The organism is Paenibacillus sp. P4_E11 (assembly GCF_056401635.1).
The window spans coordinates 51,870-68,320 of the sequence record NZ_JBFUIX010000013.1; the positions used below are offsets into that span (position 1 = coordinate 51,870).

A 16,451-nucleotide genomic window follows, 5' to 3' on the forward strand; every position below is an offset into this window, starting at 1 on the left:
AAAAAGAGCTTTCCCTGTCTGTGACGTGGGAAAGCTCTTTTTTTGTCTAGCTGATGTGTATCCCGACCGACATCTGCTCGATACTCACATACTCCATGCCAGCTTGCTTACCGAACGTAAGATCAAGCAGCAGCACGTTATCGCGGAGTATAGATTCGAATTGCTGCACGGCCATCTGCAATACCTCGTCAGCATCCAACAAGAGATGAATGCGCTTCTCGATCGCCAGATCAAGCTTCTTGCGAGTATCCTGCACGGCACGGATCAGCTCTCGTACAAGACCTTCCTGGGCGAGCTCGGGGGTAATGTCGGTGTTGATTGCCACGGTCATCTGATAGCCAGTCGCCGATGCGAATCCAGCCTTGGACCGCTTCTCTACGAGCAGTTCTTCGACAGGGATGCGCAGAACTTCGCCACCTTCTTCGGAGGCAATCGCAAGGTCAACGAATCCTTGTGCTACCACTTGTTGTGCTTGCCCGGCATCTAGCTGCTGGAGTCCGTTCTGTATGGAACTGACCTGCTTGCCGTATTTCTTACCGCCGATCTTCAAATTTAATTTGAACGAGAATTCGACGAGTTGACTGTCATTGGTTACGACGCGGATTTCTTTGACATTGATCTCGTCCTTAATAATCGCCTCATAGCGCTGCATGTCAAGCGACCGATCCAGGGAGACCATCAGCTCAGACAACGGCTGCCGGGTCTTAATGCTAGTCTCGTTGCGCACGTTCCGGGCTAGCTCGACGATCTGGCGCACGGTCTCCATCTCGGCTTCGAGCACAAGATCAATCGCGGATTCGTCGGCGACCGGGTAACGGTCGAGATGTACGCTGTCTTGCTCGCCACCCATATTACGGTACACGTCCTCCGCGATGAACGGCGTGAATGGAGCCAGAATGCGGCTAAGGCCGAGCATGACTTCGCGCAGCGTCTGGTAGGCAGCGACTTTATTAGCTGTCATGCCAGTTTCCCAGAAGCGGTCGCGTGATCGGCGTACATACCAATTGCTAAGCTCATCAACGAACGCTTCGATCCGCTTCGACGGATTCAGGAAATCGTTCGCTTCCAGTCCTTTGTTCACCTCTTGAATCATGCTGTTCATGCGAGAGATAATCCAACGGTCCAATTGATTCGTCTTCGGCAGCTGTGCATGCTCATTCGGCTTATAGCCGTCAATACCAGCATAGAGCGCATAGAAGGCGTGCGTGTTGTGAATCGTATCGATCAGCTTCGACTTCGCCTCGGACACGATTTGCTTGGAGAAGCGCTTGCTGTTCCAAGGTGCGCTGTCCGTCAGCAAAGCCCAGCGGAATGCATCTGTGCCGTATTCGTTAATGATCTCCCACGGATCGATGACGTTACCCTTACTCTTGGACATCTTCTGACCGTTCTCATCGAGGACGTGGCCGGTTGCCATGACGGATTTGTAAGGAGCTTTCCCGTTGTACAGCGTGGAGACGGCCAGCAAGCTATAGAACCATCCGCGCGTCTGATCAATGCCTTCCACGATCATGTCTGCCGGGTATTGCTCCTGGAACCGAGCTTCATTCTCGAACGGATAGTGATATTGCGCGAACGGCATCGATCCACTGTCGAACCATACGTCAATGACTTCCGATGTGCGGGTCATCGTTCCCGAGCAATGTGGGCAGGTGAGCTTGACGTCGTCGATGTACGGCTTATGCAGCTCCAGGTCGTCTCCAAGGCCTCCGATGGCCCGCTGCTGCAAATCCTTATAGCTACCTGGCGCATACTCCTTGTTACAATCGTCGCAAACCCATACATTCAGTGGAGTTCCCCAGTAACGATTCCGGCTAATATTCCAATCGATCAGATCTTCGAGGAACTTGCCGAACCGACCTTCCCGCAGATGCCCTGGGTACCAGTCGACGCTATTGTTGTTGGCGATCAGCTGGTCCTTGACAGCAGTCGTCTGGATGAACCAGCTTTCGGTCGCATAGTACAGCAGGGGAGATTTGCAGCGCCAACAGAATGGATAGCTGTGCTCGTATTTCTCCTTGGCGAACAAAATCTTCTTCTCGGCCAGCAACTTGACGATATCGACGTCACAGTCTTTGACGAAGCGACCTGCCAAGTCGGTGACAACCTCGGTATAGCGTCCAGAACTGTCCACGACCTGAAGCATGCTGATATTGTTCTGTTTGGCTACCTTATAGTCATCTTCCCCATGAGCAGGGGCGATATGAACAATCCCGGTCCCGCTGGAGTCGCTGACAAAATCACCATCGATGACGATATGTCCGCGTTCGATGGTAGCGTACTGGAACGGAGGTTCATAGGATCGGCCAACAAGCTCGGCTCCGGTCAGAGTGGATACGACCTCGTAGTCGCCCTTCATGACAGACTCAACGAGATTGGAAGCTACGATATACACGCGGCCGTCTTGTCTCACACGGGAGTAGCTCAGGTCGCGGTTGACTGCGAGCGCTACGTTCGCAGGCAGCGTCCATGGTGTAGTCGTCCACGCCAGAATCGCTTCTCCGCTTGCCTTGCCAGCCGCATCGTTCAACGGGAAGGCCACCGTCGCGCTTAGATCCTTCACATCCTCATAGCCTTGCGCCACTTCATGGGAACTTAGCGTCGTTTGACAGCAAGGACAGTAGGGGCTGACCCGATGGCCGCGATAGAGCAACCCTTTGCCGTGAATGGTGGAGAGGATGTTCCACACGCTCTCAATGTAGTCGTTCGTCAGCGTAATGTACGGGTTGTCGAGATCGGTCCAATATCCGATGGCTTCGGTCAGTTCGCGCCATTGTTTCTCGTATTCGAATACACTTTCCTTGCATTTCTTCACGAACTTCTCCACGCCGTACTTCTCAATGTCGCCTTTGCCGGAGATGCCGAGTTGCTTCTCTACCCCAAGCTCAACCGGGAGGCCGTGCGTATCCCAGCCTGCTTTGCGGATGACCTTATAGCCAGCCATCGTCTTGTAGCGGCCCATGAAATCCTTGATAACCCGTCCCAGCGCATGGCCGATGTGCGGCACGCCGTTCGCGGTTGGAGGTCCTTCATAGAATACGAATGCAGGGCTGCCTTCACGACGTCGGATCGATTCCTGGAACGTATCGTTTTGTTTCCAATAATCAAGCACGCGCAGCTCGCGGGCTCTGGCTTTTTCTTTTACATCTACTTTTCCCGTCATATGGACCACTCCTTTTTTCTTGAAAACCATTAGAAGGCATCAAAAAAACCCGCCCCCTAAGGGACGAGTTTGTTACTCGCGTTACCACCCTAATTCTGCGTCCCACCTGCCAGTCCTTCAGGCATCAAGCTCGCAGCACTCCATCAACGTACATGCATACGCGTTCCTGGTAACGGTGGAAGTCCGAATAAGCTTACTTGTCACGACGGTGGTATTCTATGCGACGTTCGGCTTCCCTTCTCGGAGAGGATGTTCGGCTGCGATCTGTTCGCCGGCTTTCAGCAATTGCCGGCTCTCTGGGGAACAGAACCCGGAGCGTACTCGTTCTCGTCATCGAATTTACATGTGTTATAACATGCTGAGCATGTTTTTGTCAAGTTGGCGCCAGAAGGTCATCTGTAGACAGAAAGAGACCCACAGCAACGGGCCGTGGGTCTTAAGGTTTATATTTTAAAAAGGGGGTCTTCTATAGAATAGCCTATAATTGTTAAGACAAGATCAAAATAACATTACAGTTGTGTTACAAATTTCAGGATGGAGCTGTAGCAGCAAATGAACGCCTGATTTTAACATCGATTATAAACCATCCCCGTCGTTGTCCACTGTAAGTTAATCTGTTCCCCTGTCATTACCACTCGATCCTCGGATTCCCATCGCACAATAACCGGAAGATCTCCCACATAGAACTCCCTCTCGGCACGGGGAATCAGGGTTCTCATTTTCCTGCCAGGATCCGTCAGAACTAGCTGTCCAGCATGATTGGTGTGAAACTCCAGCCACAGCCCGGTTGCGAGGTTTGAGTACGTCCCGTTGGTGGTCACAGCCGCAGGATCGGGAACACGTTCCAGATCAAACATCGCTAGCATCTCACGTTCATATACAGGCCAATCGCCAGCCGAGAGCTCAATTGCTTTCTTGTCGCAAGGGGCGTGTTGATAAAGGTCCAACGCTATGGTCCCGTAATCCCGCAGAAACTGCTTGTAGCTCTCAGGCTGCTGTGGGCGAGTCTGGTAGTAGGGCTGATGCTTGTCCCGGTTCCAGATGCGTTCGACAAATGACTCCCCGCGGCATCGGATGAGGTGGTCGATGGACTGTTCCGTCTGTTCCCGGTACAAGTACAGCAGAGTTGGATTCAGAGGTGATAGGAGTTGGAACAGCTGCTGTACAAAAACATCCAGTTCTTGCACAGATGCGTTAACCAATTGAAAGCAGAACAGCTGAAATTGGATTAGGGCACTATCCAGAATGACAACCAGCTCGGGGTCCTGCTTCATCTGATACGCGAAATACCGCCACTTCTCCAGCGCAACTTCCTTGTACCGTTCCAATGAAAACGACCATACATCATATCGCTTCAATTCCGCCAGTGCTTCCGCACTGATTGTGAGCCCATAATCCCACTCCACCTGAAGCAGGTCGATCCCGACTGTATGTTCCCGAACGATAGCCATAGAAGCAAGAGGAGACTTAGCTTCTGGATACATATGGATGAAAGCGTCATACTCCTCGTGAGTCAGACAAGCTTCCTGGAAAAATAACACCGGATGAGGCCTAGCCATCTCATGAATCCATCGGACTCGGCGTCCGTTGCGCTCCAACTGGGTGAGCAGGAAACGCGAATTGGTCGACTTCCCTGTTGCAGGCAGTCCTTCTAGCAGTATTAACACTCGTACACACCTCCTTATTCCGATAGCTGAGGATATACTCGAGTGCCCACATTCTGTTCAAAAGCGTAGGCGATTCGCAGAAGCTGCGGCTCGCTGTAGGCTGTACCGGTAAAGGCGACGCCAAACGGCATACCGTTCTCCAGACATCCGGCTGGTACGATAATGGACGGATAGCCGGAAATAGCAGCTGAATCGGTAACGCCTGGGCAGAATAGCGCGTCGAGCTGATGCTCCTGGAACAACCGATCGATGCCGTCTTCCCGGGAAGCCTTCAAGTCGCGTAGCCGATCCTGGATATACCGGGCTTCCGTAAGCGTACCGGACGTTTCGTGCTCTGCTTTCAGCAGCAGTTTTTGCCCGTATTTCTGTGTTTGCGAGTGATGGCGGTTATTGAAGGCGATCAGCTCATGCAACGTCTTTACGGGTGCGTGCGGACCGAGCGATGCCAAATATCGGTTGAATGCGGATTTGAACTCGTGCATTAGCACAGAGGAATTATGGCCGATATGGGGGAGATTCGTCTGATCGATAATAACGGCTCCCGCTTCCTTCATGCGGTGGATGACTTGATCGATTATTTCCTTCTCCTCTTGGGTGAAATCATCGATGTATCCGCGATTGATACCGATGCGGGCACCATGCAGCCCATCCTTGTCGAGGTGGGACGAATAGTCGAGCTGCGACCTGTCTGGTGCGAGCAGGGTGGATGCATCCGCCGGATCGGCCGATACGGCCATCGCTTGCAGCAGAATAGCTGCATCTTCCACCGTGCGCGCCAGCGGCCCTGCCGTGTCCTGGCTGTAGCTGATCGGGACAATGCCCGATCGGCTGATCAGCCCAAGCGTCGGCTTGATGCCGACTAGGCTGTTGCGGCAGGCCGGGTTCAGGATGGACCCGGACGTCTCGGTGCCGACTGCGGCTGCGCATAGGTTAGCCGCTACAGCGACGGCAGAGCCTGAGCTGGAGCCACCCGCGGGGAAGTTGCCGGGGCCATATGGATTTAGCACCTGGCCGCCTCGGGAGCTGTACCCGTTGGGCATGCCGCTCGTCATGAAGTTCGCGAGCTCGGTCATGTTCGCTTTGCCGAGAATGACCGCACCTGCTTCTCGCAGCTGCTTGACCAGAAAGGCGTCATCGGGTGCGAATGAATCGGCTAGCGCCAGCGTTCCTGCACTCGTATGCATGTTATCCGACGTGTTGATGTTGTCTTTCAGCAGGATCGGTACGCCGTGCATAGGCCCCCGGGCAAGGCCCGCAGCTCTTTCCTGATCGCATCGCTCGGCGATGTAGAGCGCATCTGGGTTCAGCTCCAGCACGGCATTCAGTCCGAACCCAGCCTTATCGTACTTCGCGATCCGCTCCAAGTACATCAGCGTTAGGCCGCGGGATGTTAACGTCCCAGATTCGAACGCAGATTGTATGCTTCGAATCGTTGTTTCTTCTACTATGAAACTCATTTCAATCACTCCTGATTGTTATTCTGCATCGGTCGATACGTCTAGTACCAACTTATCAGAGCTGAACGGGAGTGGGTAGGGAAAAGTTGAGTTTATTTGTTTGAGGTACAATTGGAGGCTCATTTACGCAATTCATTGAGATAATCGAATAAATCATTACACGCCGTCGTATGATTGTGTGATAGTATAGGATCTGGAAAATATCTCAACCCGTGAAAGGGGATCGGACATTCGATATGTGGACTCGTAGAGAGTTGAAAGACCGCGCCAAACAAGTATTGAGCAAGTCTTACTGGAAAGCTTTTCTGGTCAGTTTGCTACTTGCAGTAATAACCGGAGGGCTTCCAAGCTGCTCGCTGAACAACGGTTTCAATGGAACCGACGGCAACGCTGGAGGGGGCATGTGGACTCGCCTACCCTTTGGAAATGGCAACGAAGTGGACAGTGCGTTTATCGTCATCATGATTATCGTTATTGTAGTCATTATAATCGCTGTTTTGGCCGGAATCGCGTTCCGTATTTTTCTGAGCGCGCCGTTAGAAGTTGGGGTCCGTAAGTATTTTGTTCAGGCTGCACAAGACGAAGTCAACATGAATCATATGGGGTACTCCTTCGGCAAAGGTCGCTATGTCATGATTGTCAAAGCGATGCTATGGAGCGGCTTTCTTAACTTCCTGTGGTTCCTGCTGCTGTTTGTGCCCGGTATTGTAAAAGGCTACGCCTACAGCTTGGTGCCCTATATCGTTGCGGATAATCCCGTAATTGGAACGAAACGCGCTGTACAGTTGAGCAACCAGATGACCAGAGGACACAAGTGGCGCATCTTCGTACTGGATCTCTCCTTCTTCGGCTGGTTCTTACTAGGTACGATCGCACTGGTCGTAGGGACGTTATTCGTCTTGCCTTATTACAACGCCACCAAGGCTGAACTGTACTTGGCTCTGCGGCAAGAAGCGCTGGATGAAGGAATCACTAGCCGGTCGGAGCTGGGTTTGCCGGAACTGGTATAAAAAGAACGTGAGAGCAGGGGGCTGAAAGTCCCCTCACACCCGCTCCAGCTTCCGGTACGGCTCCGACGGCAGCTCGACGCGGATCGGGTCGCCCGGCCGCACCTCGCCGCCAGCGAGCACGATGCCCATGATGCCGGCCTTGCGAATGAGCTCGCCGTGTTCATCGCGACCGAGCACCGCGGCCATCAGGCCGGGCTGGAACTGATCGAGCTGGGCGCACGGATTTCGTAGGCCGGTCACCTCGACAACGGCGGAGTCGCCGAGGTAGAGCCGTGCGCCGGTCGGTAGCCCGAGCAGGTCGACACCACGCGTCGTGACGTTCTCGCCCATCTGTCCAGCGGATACTTGGAATCCGGTAGCCTGAAGTTGTTCATGCAGCTCGGCATGAATGAGATGCACTTGGCGAAGGTTCGGCTGTGTGGGGTCTTGCGCGACTCGGGATCGATGCTTCACCGTCGTACCTGCATGTGCATCCCCTTCCACGCCGAGACCTGTGAGCAGCTGGATGCTGCTGACGTTTGGTTTGCTGAACGCATGTGTGCCACTGCGGCTCACGACGGTTACCACCCCATTGTTCAGAACCATTCCCATCCTCCCCTTTACTCGGATTTAAAAACCTGCATTGCTGCAAACTATATCGTATCCCATCGGTTCTCGTATTTCACAAGCAGGGGATGAGCGTGGAACGGTTCTTCCGCCCAGATTAGCAATCTGATCTGACGAATCCAATGCTCATAACTTTTGTATGTGGCGAATCGGTTCGCCATTACGCCGGACAGTCCAAGAAAATGGGGGCCTTTGTACTTATCGGTTAGGAATTCGAGTGCGGTTTCTACGGGTGTATATTTCTTCCGCTTCCGCTCCCATTCGTCGATCTCGACAGGAATGTCAATGGATGTAAGCTGTTCGCACAGCTCCTCCAACCGCTTCAATCGAACGTGATAAGGCTCGGCCAGCCCAGAGGACTTGCTCTCCATCCTTCTCAGGGTTTGCTCGTGAAGCGGATACAGTATGACTCGGGCCAGATCATGCTCCTCCGCCCAGCGAGTCACTTTCAGTAGGTCCGCCTCCGAATAAGATGCATCGAAAGCATCGTAAACGAGCAGCGACCCTCGAATCGTTTCTTTCTCCGGTACATATCCGTAAGGAACGTGTGTGACTGTTCGAGCCATTGGGCATCGTCCTCCGTATCATTATTGAATTATGCTTTATTGTAAACCACTTCGTGAAAAATTAGTATTCGTATTCAGAAACTTATAAAAAGAGAAAGCAGGCTGACCCTAGGGGCCAACCTGCTATTTCGTTATCGATTTCAATTAGTTCTGAAAAATCGGAATTTCATTGCCTTTTGCCCAGACGCGCTCTAGCTGCAGCTCAGGCGAAACGAGTACAACGTCCGCTTGTTTGCCGACTTCCAGACTGCCGGTCTGACCGAATATCCCGAGTTGACGAGCGGGATTGCCACTGGCTAGCTGACTTGCTTGCGGGACAGTCAAACCGACCTTCTCGACAACGTTACGCAGAGCGCTGATCATCGTCAATGTGCTGCCGGCGAGGCTGTTGCCTTCCTTCAATGTGGCGACGCCATTGTTCACGTTCACGCCCAAGCCGCCTAGCTCGTAGCTGCCGTCTTCGAGTCCGGCGGCAGACATAGCATCGGTTATGAGCATCAAGTTGTTGTCTGTCTTCGCCTTCGTCAGAATGCGAATGCAGGCTGGATGTACGTGTACACAGTCGGCGATAATCTCGGCGCAGATTCGGTCATCCGATAAGACGGCGCCGACCGTGCCAGGATTACGATGGTGCAGGGCGGTCATCGCGTTATATGTGTGCACGGCTTGGTTGAGCCCTGCGTCAACCGCTGCAATCACTTGATCGTAGGTGGCGTCGGTGTGGGCAGCTGCAGCGTTAATACCGTGTTGCCGCAGCCAAGTAATCAGCTCCAGCGCGCCTTCCGTCTCGGGGGCGAGTGACAGCTGCTTGATTAACCCAGGGTAGGCCGAGTTCCATTGTTCCAACCATGCTTTTTGTGGAGGAACGATGTAGTCGGGATTTTGCGCGCCCTTCCACTTAATGTTAATGAATGGACCTTCTAGATGAACCCCGACGACTTGTGCATAAGGCATTGGCTTGGATTGATAGTTATGGACGACGTCCAGCACCTTGTCGAGTTGCTCCTTCGGCCCAGTCAATGTCGTAGCAACGATCGAAGTTGTGCCATGTCCGCCGTGGAAACGAGTGATCGTATCCATGGATTCCGCGCTGGCGTCCATGAAATCGCCACCGAAGCCGCCATGCACATGGACGTCAACGAAACCTGGCAGTGCCCAGCTGCCTTTGGCATCGATCGTGTCGCCGACAAACGGTGTACCGTTGTTGTCGCCAGCAGCGGTGATCGAAGCCAGACGGCCTTCTGCAAACACAATCGTTCCATTCTGAATAATACCTTCTTCTGTGACGATCATTGCATTTACAATACGTGTCGGTTTCATTCGAATAACCTCCCAGATTCGGAATCCAGCAGCACGACAACGTGCGGATGAGTCTGCAGCAGCGAAGCAGGACACTCTGTAGTGATAGGGCCGGTCAGGGCGCGGTGAACGATCTCCGCCTTGTCCGCTCCACGGACAACGAGCAGGATCATCTTCGCCTTCAAGATGGTGCCGACTCCCATCGTCAGGGCATGAGTAGGTACTTGATCGATGGAGTCGAAGAAGCGGGCATTGGCGGAGCGTGTCTCTTCCTTCAGCTTCACGATATGCGTGCCGCTCATGAGCGAGTGATCCGGCTCGTTGAAGCCGATATGGCCGTTGTGGCCAAGGCCGAGTAGCTGCAGGTCGATCTGTTGCGCATCGTCCAGTAAGGAGTTATAACGAATACATTCCTGTTCCAGGTCAGGGGCATTGCCGTCTGGAATGAATATTCTCGCCGGATTCGCATCGATATGCGCGAATAATTGCTGCTGCATGTAAGCGTGGTAGCTTTCTGGATGATCTTCGGGCAGTCCGACATACTCGTCCAAGTTAAAGGTAGTGACGGATTTGAAGCTGACCATACCTTGACGATGCGTTTCTACCAGGTCCTTGTATATACCTACCGGCGTTCCGCCTGTAGCGAGACCAAGCACAGCCTTAGGGTTCGTCTGTACCAGACCGGCGATAATGCCAGCACCAGCCTCGTTCAATTGTTCTTGGGATTCGAATTTAAGAATATTCATGGTCGGTTATCTTCCTCTTTCTTTGCGGTATTTGCGAACCATTTGATAAGACTGCTCCAGCTTAGGCACATATTCGTCGAACGACTCGCTGACCAGGCCCATGAACAGAATGTCAATGACGTGCAGTTGAGCCATTCTGGAAGCCATGTCACCTCGCCGCATTCCTTCTTCTAAGGAAGAAATGTAGAGGGGGATGTCGGCTAGTCCAGATAATGTATTCGGGCCGTACTTCGTAAGCGACACGGCGATAGCTCCGTTCTCCTTGGCGCAGCGCAGAGCGTCGATCGTCTCGGGTGTCTCGCCGGAATAAGAGATCGCGAATGCAACGTCGCCTTCCGTCAGATTGGAAGCAGAGGTGATCTGCATATGCGGGTCGGAGAACGTCCGTGCTCGCTTGCCAATCCGTATTAACTTCTGATAGAAATCTTCCGCCACCAAGCCTGATGTCGCGACGCCATAGATGTCGATCTGTCCGGCTTGTCGGAGCGTATCTAGCGTTCGTCTCAGCTGCTTCAGGTCGAGCATGCGGGTAGTGTCGGAGATCGAACGGAGATGGTTCGCCTCCATGGCCGCGACGATGCTCTCCAGTGTGTTGCCGGCGACGATGTCTTGGTACGACTCAGCTGCAGGCTGCTGAGCCAGCTCAGTCGCGAGCTGCATCTTCAGTCCGGTGAAGCCGCCGGGGTGGAACGCTTTGCAGAAGCGGGAGATCGTAGCCGTACTTGTGCGCGATCCTTCGGCAAGCTCGGTGATGCCCATGTGTACAACCTGTTGCGGATGTTCGGCAATGAACTCGGCCAAGCCCAACTCTTTGGGGTTCAAGCCATCCATCTTGGCCTGAATGGCGCGAAGGATGTCGGACATCGGATCACCCCTGATCATAATTGTTGTGTATTTGTAAATAATTTTAATGATAACTCTATTTTACACGAAAATTATTTACACTGCCAGCGTTTATTTGTAAATATTGCTTGGAGTCGATTGCATGAGTTTAACCATTGACTTCCAACCTGATTCATGGTTGTATTAAATTTGATTTGTATTGTTAGTGGTATAGAAATGGAGTGATTATAGATGAAGAAACGGATTTGCCCGGAAGCGATGCTATTCGATCTGGACGGGACGTTGTTCCAGACGGAGACACTGCTGCTGCCCGCTTACGAAGCCGCCTTCAAAGAGATGCGTGCGGAAGGCTCTTATGACGGGGAAACACCGCCAGCCGAGCGGATCTTGAGCAGTCTTGGCATGTTGCTAGAGCATATCTGGCAGCGGGTGTTGCCGGATGCAACGCCAGAAGTTCGCAGTCGGGCGGACGAACTGCTATTGAAGCACCAGACGGCGATGCTGGAGCAGGGAGTCGGGGCGCTCTATCCTGGCGTTCAAGAGACGCTCAGCGCTCTCCACGCGCGCGGCGTGAAGCTGTTCGTGGCGAGTAACGGTCTGGAAGGGTATGTGCGCGAGGTTATCGCCAAGTTAGGCCTAGCGCCGTTGTTCACGGATCTGTACAGTGCGGGACAATACGATACGCGCTCCAAGGTGGATCTCGTGCGGTTGTTGCTTGATAAACACGGGGTTGCATCCGCCTGGATGGTGGGCGATCGTTCTTCCGATGTGGAAGCTGGACGCGAGAATGGGCTTCCTGTTGTCGGCTGCAAATATGCAGAATTCGGAAAGCCAGGCGAATTGGATGGGGCGGAGATGATCATAACTTCATTCCCGCAATTGTTGGAGTGGGTGGAGTAGATGAAACGAAGATTCGTTGTTGAAGCGGTTATGCTCGCTACTTATGGCGAGCTGATGGTTCCTAGCATTCCGGTTGAGTATGTCATCCCTTATTCTACGATACTAGAGCTGTATGAAATGCGCGACAACGGCGATCCCGTCATGACTGAGCCAGAGGACGATGCCCATGTGAAGGGCAAGATCGGTGAGTTGATCGCCTTCTTCGAGACGCCCTTTAACAAGATCAAGCTGGAGCGTGCTCTACTTGCACCGTGGCGAATGAGTCCGAGCCTGCTTGCGAATGACCAAGTCAGCTTAGCCGTTATGTATGCGGTCGATAGCGCTCAATATGGCGAGCTGTTCGATCCGATCGAGACGGAGTTGCTGCTTACATCCATTCGTGAGAAAATACCGCTGCTTACGGATCAACTGGAATTCATGGACAAGGTGATCAATTCCGACATTCCTGTGCAGGTGTTCGATGTAGACGACTTCGAGTTCGCGCTGGATTCGGACATTTCGATGGAAGATTGGGGCAAGCTGTAGGGCTAAGAGTCTGTCCGACGACGAAAAGCAAATCCGTGAATATTTATTCATTGCTGCGGTTATTGCGGGAAAGGGATTGCACTCCACCGCTGTTGAAATTCAAATTGTTTTTAATTTATCTTATGGTACAATTTGATTTCAAAGGCGGCCGTAAACTTTACGCGCCATTCCCTTTCCCTCCATCACCCTATGAATAAATATTCACGAAAGCAAATCCGTCGTATAGACTCATAGTAGGTGAAGGAACTAAGAAGCGAAGAGGACCAGGCCAATACCAATTGGCCTGGTCCTCTTCGTTAATGGATGTACTCCGCCTTACTCCGCCTTACTCCGCCTTACTCCGCCTTACTCCGCCTTACTCCGCCTTACTCCGCCTYACTCCGCCTTACTCCGCCTGCTTCGCACGGAACATCTCGCCGATTGCGCCGATCGTACCGAGCGTTTCCAGTGCTCTCGTCGGCAGGAACACTTTGTTCGCTGGCCCTTTGGCAATTTCGCTAAGCGCTTCGAACGACCGGTATGCCAGCACATTCTCATCCAGCCCGGCTTCCCGCAGCATCTCGATCCGCGTCTTCTCGGCTTCCGCCACGGTCTGAATCGCCTTGGCTTGCCCAAGTGACTCCAGCTCTTGCGCCTGTCTATGCCCTTCCGCTTGTCGGATGCGGGCTTCCTTATCGCCTTCGGCTCGCAGAATCTTGCTCTGCTTGTCGCCTTCAGATCGCAGAATCATATCCTGCTTGGCTGCTTCTGCTTCCAGAACGACGGCACGTTTGGTACGTTCGGCCTTCATCTGCTTATCCATCGCATCTTGTATATCGGTCGGGGGCTTAATGTCGAGCACCTCAACGCGCTCGATGCGTACCCCCCATTTCTCTGTCGCTTCATCGAGTGCGAGCCGAATTTCGGAAGATATTTTCTCACGTCCAGACAACGTTTCGTCCAGCTCCAGCTTCCCGATAATTTGCCGAAGCGTAGCGGTCGTGATATTGCGGACACCGTACACATAGTCGGATATGCCGTATGTAGCCAAGTCAGGTGCGATGATCTGGTAGAAAATAATCGTGTCGATGTGCACCTGAACATTGTCCTTCGTAATGACGGTTTGCGGTGGAACATTCGCCTGTTGAATACGCAGGTCATGATAGACACGCACATGGTCGATGACGGGGATAAGAATATTTACGCCCGGTGTGAGCAACCGATTGAATTTGCCCAGCCGCTCAACCACGCCGACTCGCTGTTGTGGAACGATTTTGATCGACAGGGCAATCGCCACAACGATAAGTACAAGAATTACAATTGCTACAAACATGCCCACAAGCACTCAGCCTCCTCGATTCTCAACTTCCAGTATGGTAGTTCCGCGTCGGATGACCGTGACGAATTGTCCGGCCTCTAGTGCTTCCGCCGCACTAGCGCTCCATGTCTCGCTGCCAATTCTGACGATGCCAGGCTTCCCAGGTAATATCGCCTCCAACACAACCCCTTCCTTGCCAACCAATTGTTGGTTAGGCTCCTGATATTCGGTTCCGGTGTGCATCCATCTTGTCAATGGCTTGGTGAAGATCGTGAGCAATAGGGAAACTAATGCTCCCGATACGATCTGAACGACCAGCAGATCGGGAAACAGCAGGGACAACAAGCACGCTACAGCCGCACCTACCGCCAGCCATAACAAATAAAAGGTTAACGTCAGCATCTCAACAACAACGAGAATCCCGGCTATGACAAGCCAGATGATCCAAGTGGCCATATGCCTCCCCCTTTCGTGCGCTTTACAATAACCTATGTCCGAAGGCGGGGTAATATATCACGAATAAGACCCGACCGATTAGAAGTATCGGCCGGGTCTTTCAATTCCAATCAGAACTTATAAGAAGTGGTAGCTGGATATATCTTTGCCTGCAAGCGCATAACGCTGGTAATGCTGGTAGTGAGCCTTGTACAAGGCACCGTTCTTAGATGGCGAGTAGGTCAGGAACAGCTGCTTGCGGCTGTGATCCGACAAGTTCGGGCCACTCTGATGCGGTGTGAAGGAGTGGAACAAGATGATGTCGCCGGGGTTCGTTTCCACGATTTCTCCGGTAGCAGGGTCAATTCCGGCAATCTCCTCCAGATTCATATTCCTAAGCTCCCCCGGAGTAGAGCGGAGTCGATCGTGATAACCCGGGAACAGCTCCAAGCCTCCATTCGCCTTAGTGGCGCCGTCGATGGCTACCATGACCGAGATGAGCCCTTCGATCGGGAACCCTTGCCACCACGAGGCGTCCTGATGCATACTGTAGCCGTTCGCGCCTGGCAGCTTGAAGATTAACTTGTCTTTGAACAACACAGGTTCGTCCAAGTACAGATCCCGCAATGGCGCCAACAATCGTTCATCCGCTACCAAGTTGGCCATAACGGAGGAAATATCGTGAACCGGATCAAACTTCTCGACCTTGCTTTCTCCATTCCCGTAGGATCGATGAGCGACACGAACGTTATATGGATTCGTATAAGGCGCAAGAGTAAGCAGTCGATCACATTCGACTTGCCATACCTTGGCGTCTTCTGGCGTGAATACGTTTCGCAACACCAAGTACCCCTGTTCGTTATACTGCTGGATTTGCTCTCGGCTCAAAATATTCAATGCTTGCCCCATCCTAATGTGCCCCTTCCATCTCGTTTTTTGCCTATATAATTTGTTTGCCTCGTCTTATGAACCCTATATTACACGTGTTGATTTACTAATTCCATGCACTGGTTTATAATTTTACATATACTTTTTTTCTATATTCAAAAGATTGCGGGAGTGAATGAAATATGCTTCGTCCGGTCCAAATTCTGAGGTATAGCTACAATGGTTCAACAGGACACTTCACAATGGAACAAGATGTCTACGAAGGATGGGTCATTCTAGCGGCGCAGTCTGGCAAGTTCTGGTTCCGATTGGAGGGAGAACATGAGCTTGTGGAAGACACAGCGGAATTCGGGGAGCTGGTCATCTGTCCGCCAGGCAGCGTCTTGATGCGAAGGGCGCTTGAGCCCATAACGTTTCATTTCATGGAGCTGTCGGCCGAAGGGACGTGGCAACCAGGGAAAGTGCGGATTCGCGATGCGGGACGTCTTCAATCTTCGTTCTCCTATCTGCAAAAGGTGAATGCTGAGGGTCGGAATGAGAGCACGAAAGAAGAGGTGGAACACCTGATTGGGGATTTACTATTTCTGATCAATCGGGAGAAGAAGCAAGCGGCTCAGCAGCGGAAGGGCAAGAGCGATACGCTTATGCCGCAAGCGGCTGCTTATATCGAACAGATGGCGTGTGGACCGGATATGTCGATGCAGACGTTGGCCAAGCGTCTCGGCATTAGTCTGTCTCAGTTGTCGAAGCGATTCCAAGCATTCTTCGGGGTGTCGCCAGTCGAGTACGCCACTACGGTACGGCTGGCGAAGGCCAGACTGCTTCTGATCGATACGGATGAGACGCTGGAAGCGATCGCCGATCAATGCGGATATCGCAATGCGTTCTACTTCAGTCGGATATTTACTCGGCAGCAGCAGATCAATCCTTCCGTGTATCGCAGACAATATCGGGTGTAACCTTAAGAAGTTGTTAAGAGTTTATTACATCTTAATTAAGATTCAGGCTGTATAGTCATAAGAGTCAAACGCACCGAACAGTGCAACCAA

General features: G+C 52.5%; 15 protein-coding genes and 1 other annotated feature. Of the genes, 4 read left to right on the forward strand and 11 right to left on the reverse strand.

The genetic code is table 11. The features are described 5' to 3' along the window. Nucleotides 1-46: 46 nt before the first annotated feature. The 3 genes from ileS to AC1DWB_RS08005 form a co-directional block, all read right to left on the reverse strand. Complete coding sequence (gene ileS / locus AC1DWB_RS07995) at nucleotides 47-3,163, reverse strand: isoleucine--tRNA ligase (protein ID WP_477540511.1); 3,117 nt, start codon at nucleotides 3,161-3,163, stop codon at nucleotides 47-49. Between the two features lie 56 nt (nucleotides 3,164-3,219). Continuing rightward, nucleotides 3,220-3,506 (reverse strand) — a binding site (T-box leader). Nucleotides 3,507-3,729: 223 nt separating this feature from the next. After that, the gene (locus AC1DWB_RS08000; protein ID WP_477540512.1) at nucleotides 3,730-4,830 is read right to left on the reverse strand and encodes a P-loop NTPase family protein; all 1,101 of its coding nucleotides are present in this window, start codon (nucleotides 4,828-4,830) and stop codon (nucleotides 3,730-3,732) included. 14 nt (nucleotides 4,831-4,844) lie between these two features. Further along, entirely contained in the window at nucleotides 4,845-6,287 is a 1,443-nt protein-coding gene (locus AC1DWB_RS08005; protein ID WP_477540513.1) for an amidase family protein, read from the reverse strand. A gap of 236 nt (nucleotides 6,288-6,523) precedes the next feature. Here AC1DWB_RS08005 and AC1DWB_RS08010 point away from each other — a divergent pair, with 236 nt between their 5' ends. Further along, entirely contained in the window at nucleotides 6,524-7,297 is a 774-nt protein-coding gene (locus tag AC1DWB_RS08010; RefSeq protein ID WP_477540514.1) for a DUF975 family protein, read from the forward strand. A gap of 33 nt (nucleotides 7,298-7,330) precedes the next feature. Here the strand turns inward: AC1DWB_RS08010 and AC1DWB_RS08015 are convergent, their stop codons facing one another. The 5 genes from AC1DWB_RS08015 to AC1DWB_RS08035 form a co-directional block, all read right to left on the reverse strand. After that, nucleotides 7,331-7,882 (reverse strand): MOSC domain-containing protein, encoded by a 552-nt coding sequence (locus AC1DWB_RS08015; protein WP_477540515.1) that lies wholly within the window; start codon nucleotides 7,880-7,882, stop codon nucleotides 7,331-7,333. Between the two features lie 47 nt (nucleotides 7,883-7,929). Next, the gene (locus AC1DWB_RS08020; protein WP_477540516.1) at nucleotides 7,930-8,469 is read right to left on the reverse strand and encodes a hypothetical protein; all 540 of its coding nucleotides are present in this window, start codon (nucleotides 8,467-8,469) and stop codon (nucleotides 7,930-7,932) included. 144 nt (nucleotides 8,470-8,613) lie between these two features. Next, a complete protein-coding gene (gene nagA / locus AC1DWB_RS08025; RefSeq protein WP_477540517.1) occupies nucleotides 8,614-9,789 on the reverse strand; it encodes an N-acetylglucosamine-6-phosphate deacetylase in 1,176 nt (391 codons plus the stop codon). Continuing rightward, nucleotides 9,786-10,514 carry a glucosamine-6-phosphate deaminase gene (gene nagB / locus AC1DWB_RS08030; RefSeq protein WP_477540518.1) on the reverse strand — a complete coding sequence of 243 codons (729 nt, stop codon included), beginning with the start codon at nucleotides 10,512-10,514 and terminating at the stop codon, nucleotides 9,786-9,788. Before nagB ends, nagA begins: the two co-directional genes overlap by 4 nt. 6 nt (nucleotides 10,515-10,520) lie before the next feature. Beyond that, nucleotides 10,521-11,378, reverse strand: coding sequence for a MurR/RpiR family transcriptional regulator (locus tag AC1DWB_RS08035; protein WP_477540519.1), 858 nt, complete (start codon nucleotides 11,376-11,378; stop codon nucleotides 10,521-10,523). Between the two features lie 210 nt (nucleotides 11,379-11,588). Between AC1DWB_RS08035 and AC1DWB_RS08040 the strand changes: the two genes are divergently transcribed. Both AC1DWB_RS08040 and AC1DWB_RS08045 read left to right on the forward strand, forming a co-directional pair. After that, nucleotides 11,589-12,257, forward strand: a complete 669-nt coding sequence (locus AC1DWB_RS08040) for an HAD family hydrolase (protein WP_477540520.1) — start codon at nucleotides 11,589-11,591, stop codon at nucleotides 12,255-12,257. Further along, nucleotides 12,258-12,782 (forward strand): ADP-heptose synthase, encoded by a 525-nt coding sequence (locus AC1DWB_RS08045; protein WP_477540521.1) that lies wholly within the window; start codon nucleotides 12,258-12,260, stop codon nucleotides 12,780-12,782. Nucleotides 12,783-13,167: 385 nt separating this feature from the next. On the opposite strand, the gene AC1DWB_RS08050 is transcribed toward AC1DWB_RS08045, so the two are convergent. From AC1DWB_RS08050 to AC1DWB_RS08060, 3 genes are all read right to left on the reverse strand, one after another. Beyond that, a complete protein-coding gene (locus tag AC1DWB_RS08050) occupies nucleotides 13,168-14,094 on the reverse strand; it encodes an SPFH domain-containing protein (protein WP_477540551.1) in 927 nt (308 codons plus the stop codon). Between the two features lie 12 nt (nucleotides 14,095-14,106). Beyond that, nucleotides 14,107-14,535: an NfeD family protein gene (locus AC1DWB_RS08055; protein ID WP_477540522.1), complete on the reverse strand. Its 429-nt coding sequence runs from the start codon at nucleotides 14,533-14,535 to the stop codon at nucleotides 14,107-14,109. A 117-nt stretch (nucleotides 14,536-14,652) separates the two neighbouring features. Next, nucleotides 14,653-15,423 (reverse strand): phytanoyl-CoA dioxygenase family protein, encoded by a 771-nt coding sequence (locus tag AC1DWB_RS08060; RefSeq protein ID WP_477540523.1) that lies wholly within the window; start codon nucleotides 15,421-15,423, stop codon nucleotides 14,653-14,655. A 221-nt stretch (nucleotides 15,424-15,644) separates the two neighbouring features. On the opposite strand from AC1DWB_RS08060, the gene AC1DWB_RS08065 reads away from it, so the two are divergent. Beyond that, nucleotides 15,645-16,361, forward strand: a complete 717-nt coding sequence (locus tag AC1DWB_RS08065; protein WP_477540524.1) for a helix-turn-helix domain-containing protein — start codon at nucleotides 15,645-15,647, stop codon at nucleotides 16,359-16,361. Nucleotides 16,362-16,451: the final 90 nt, after the last annotated feature.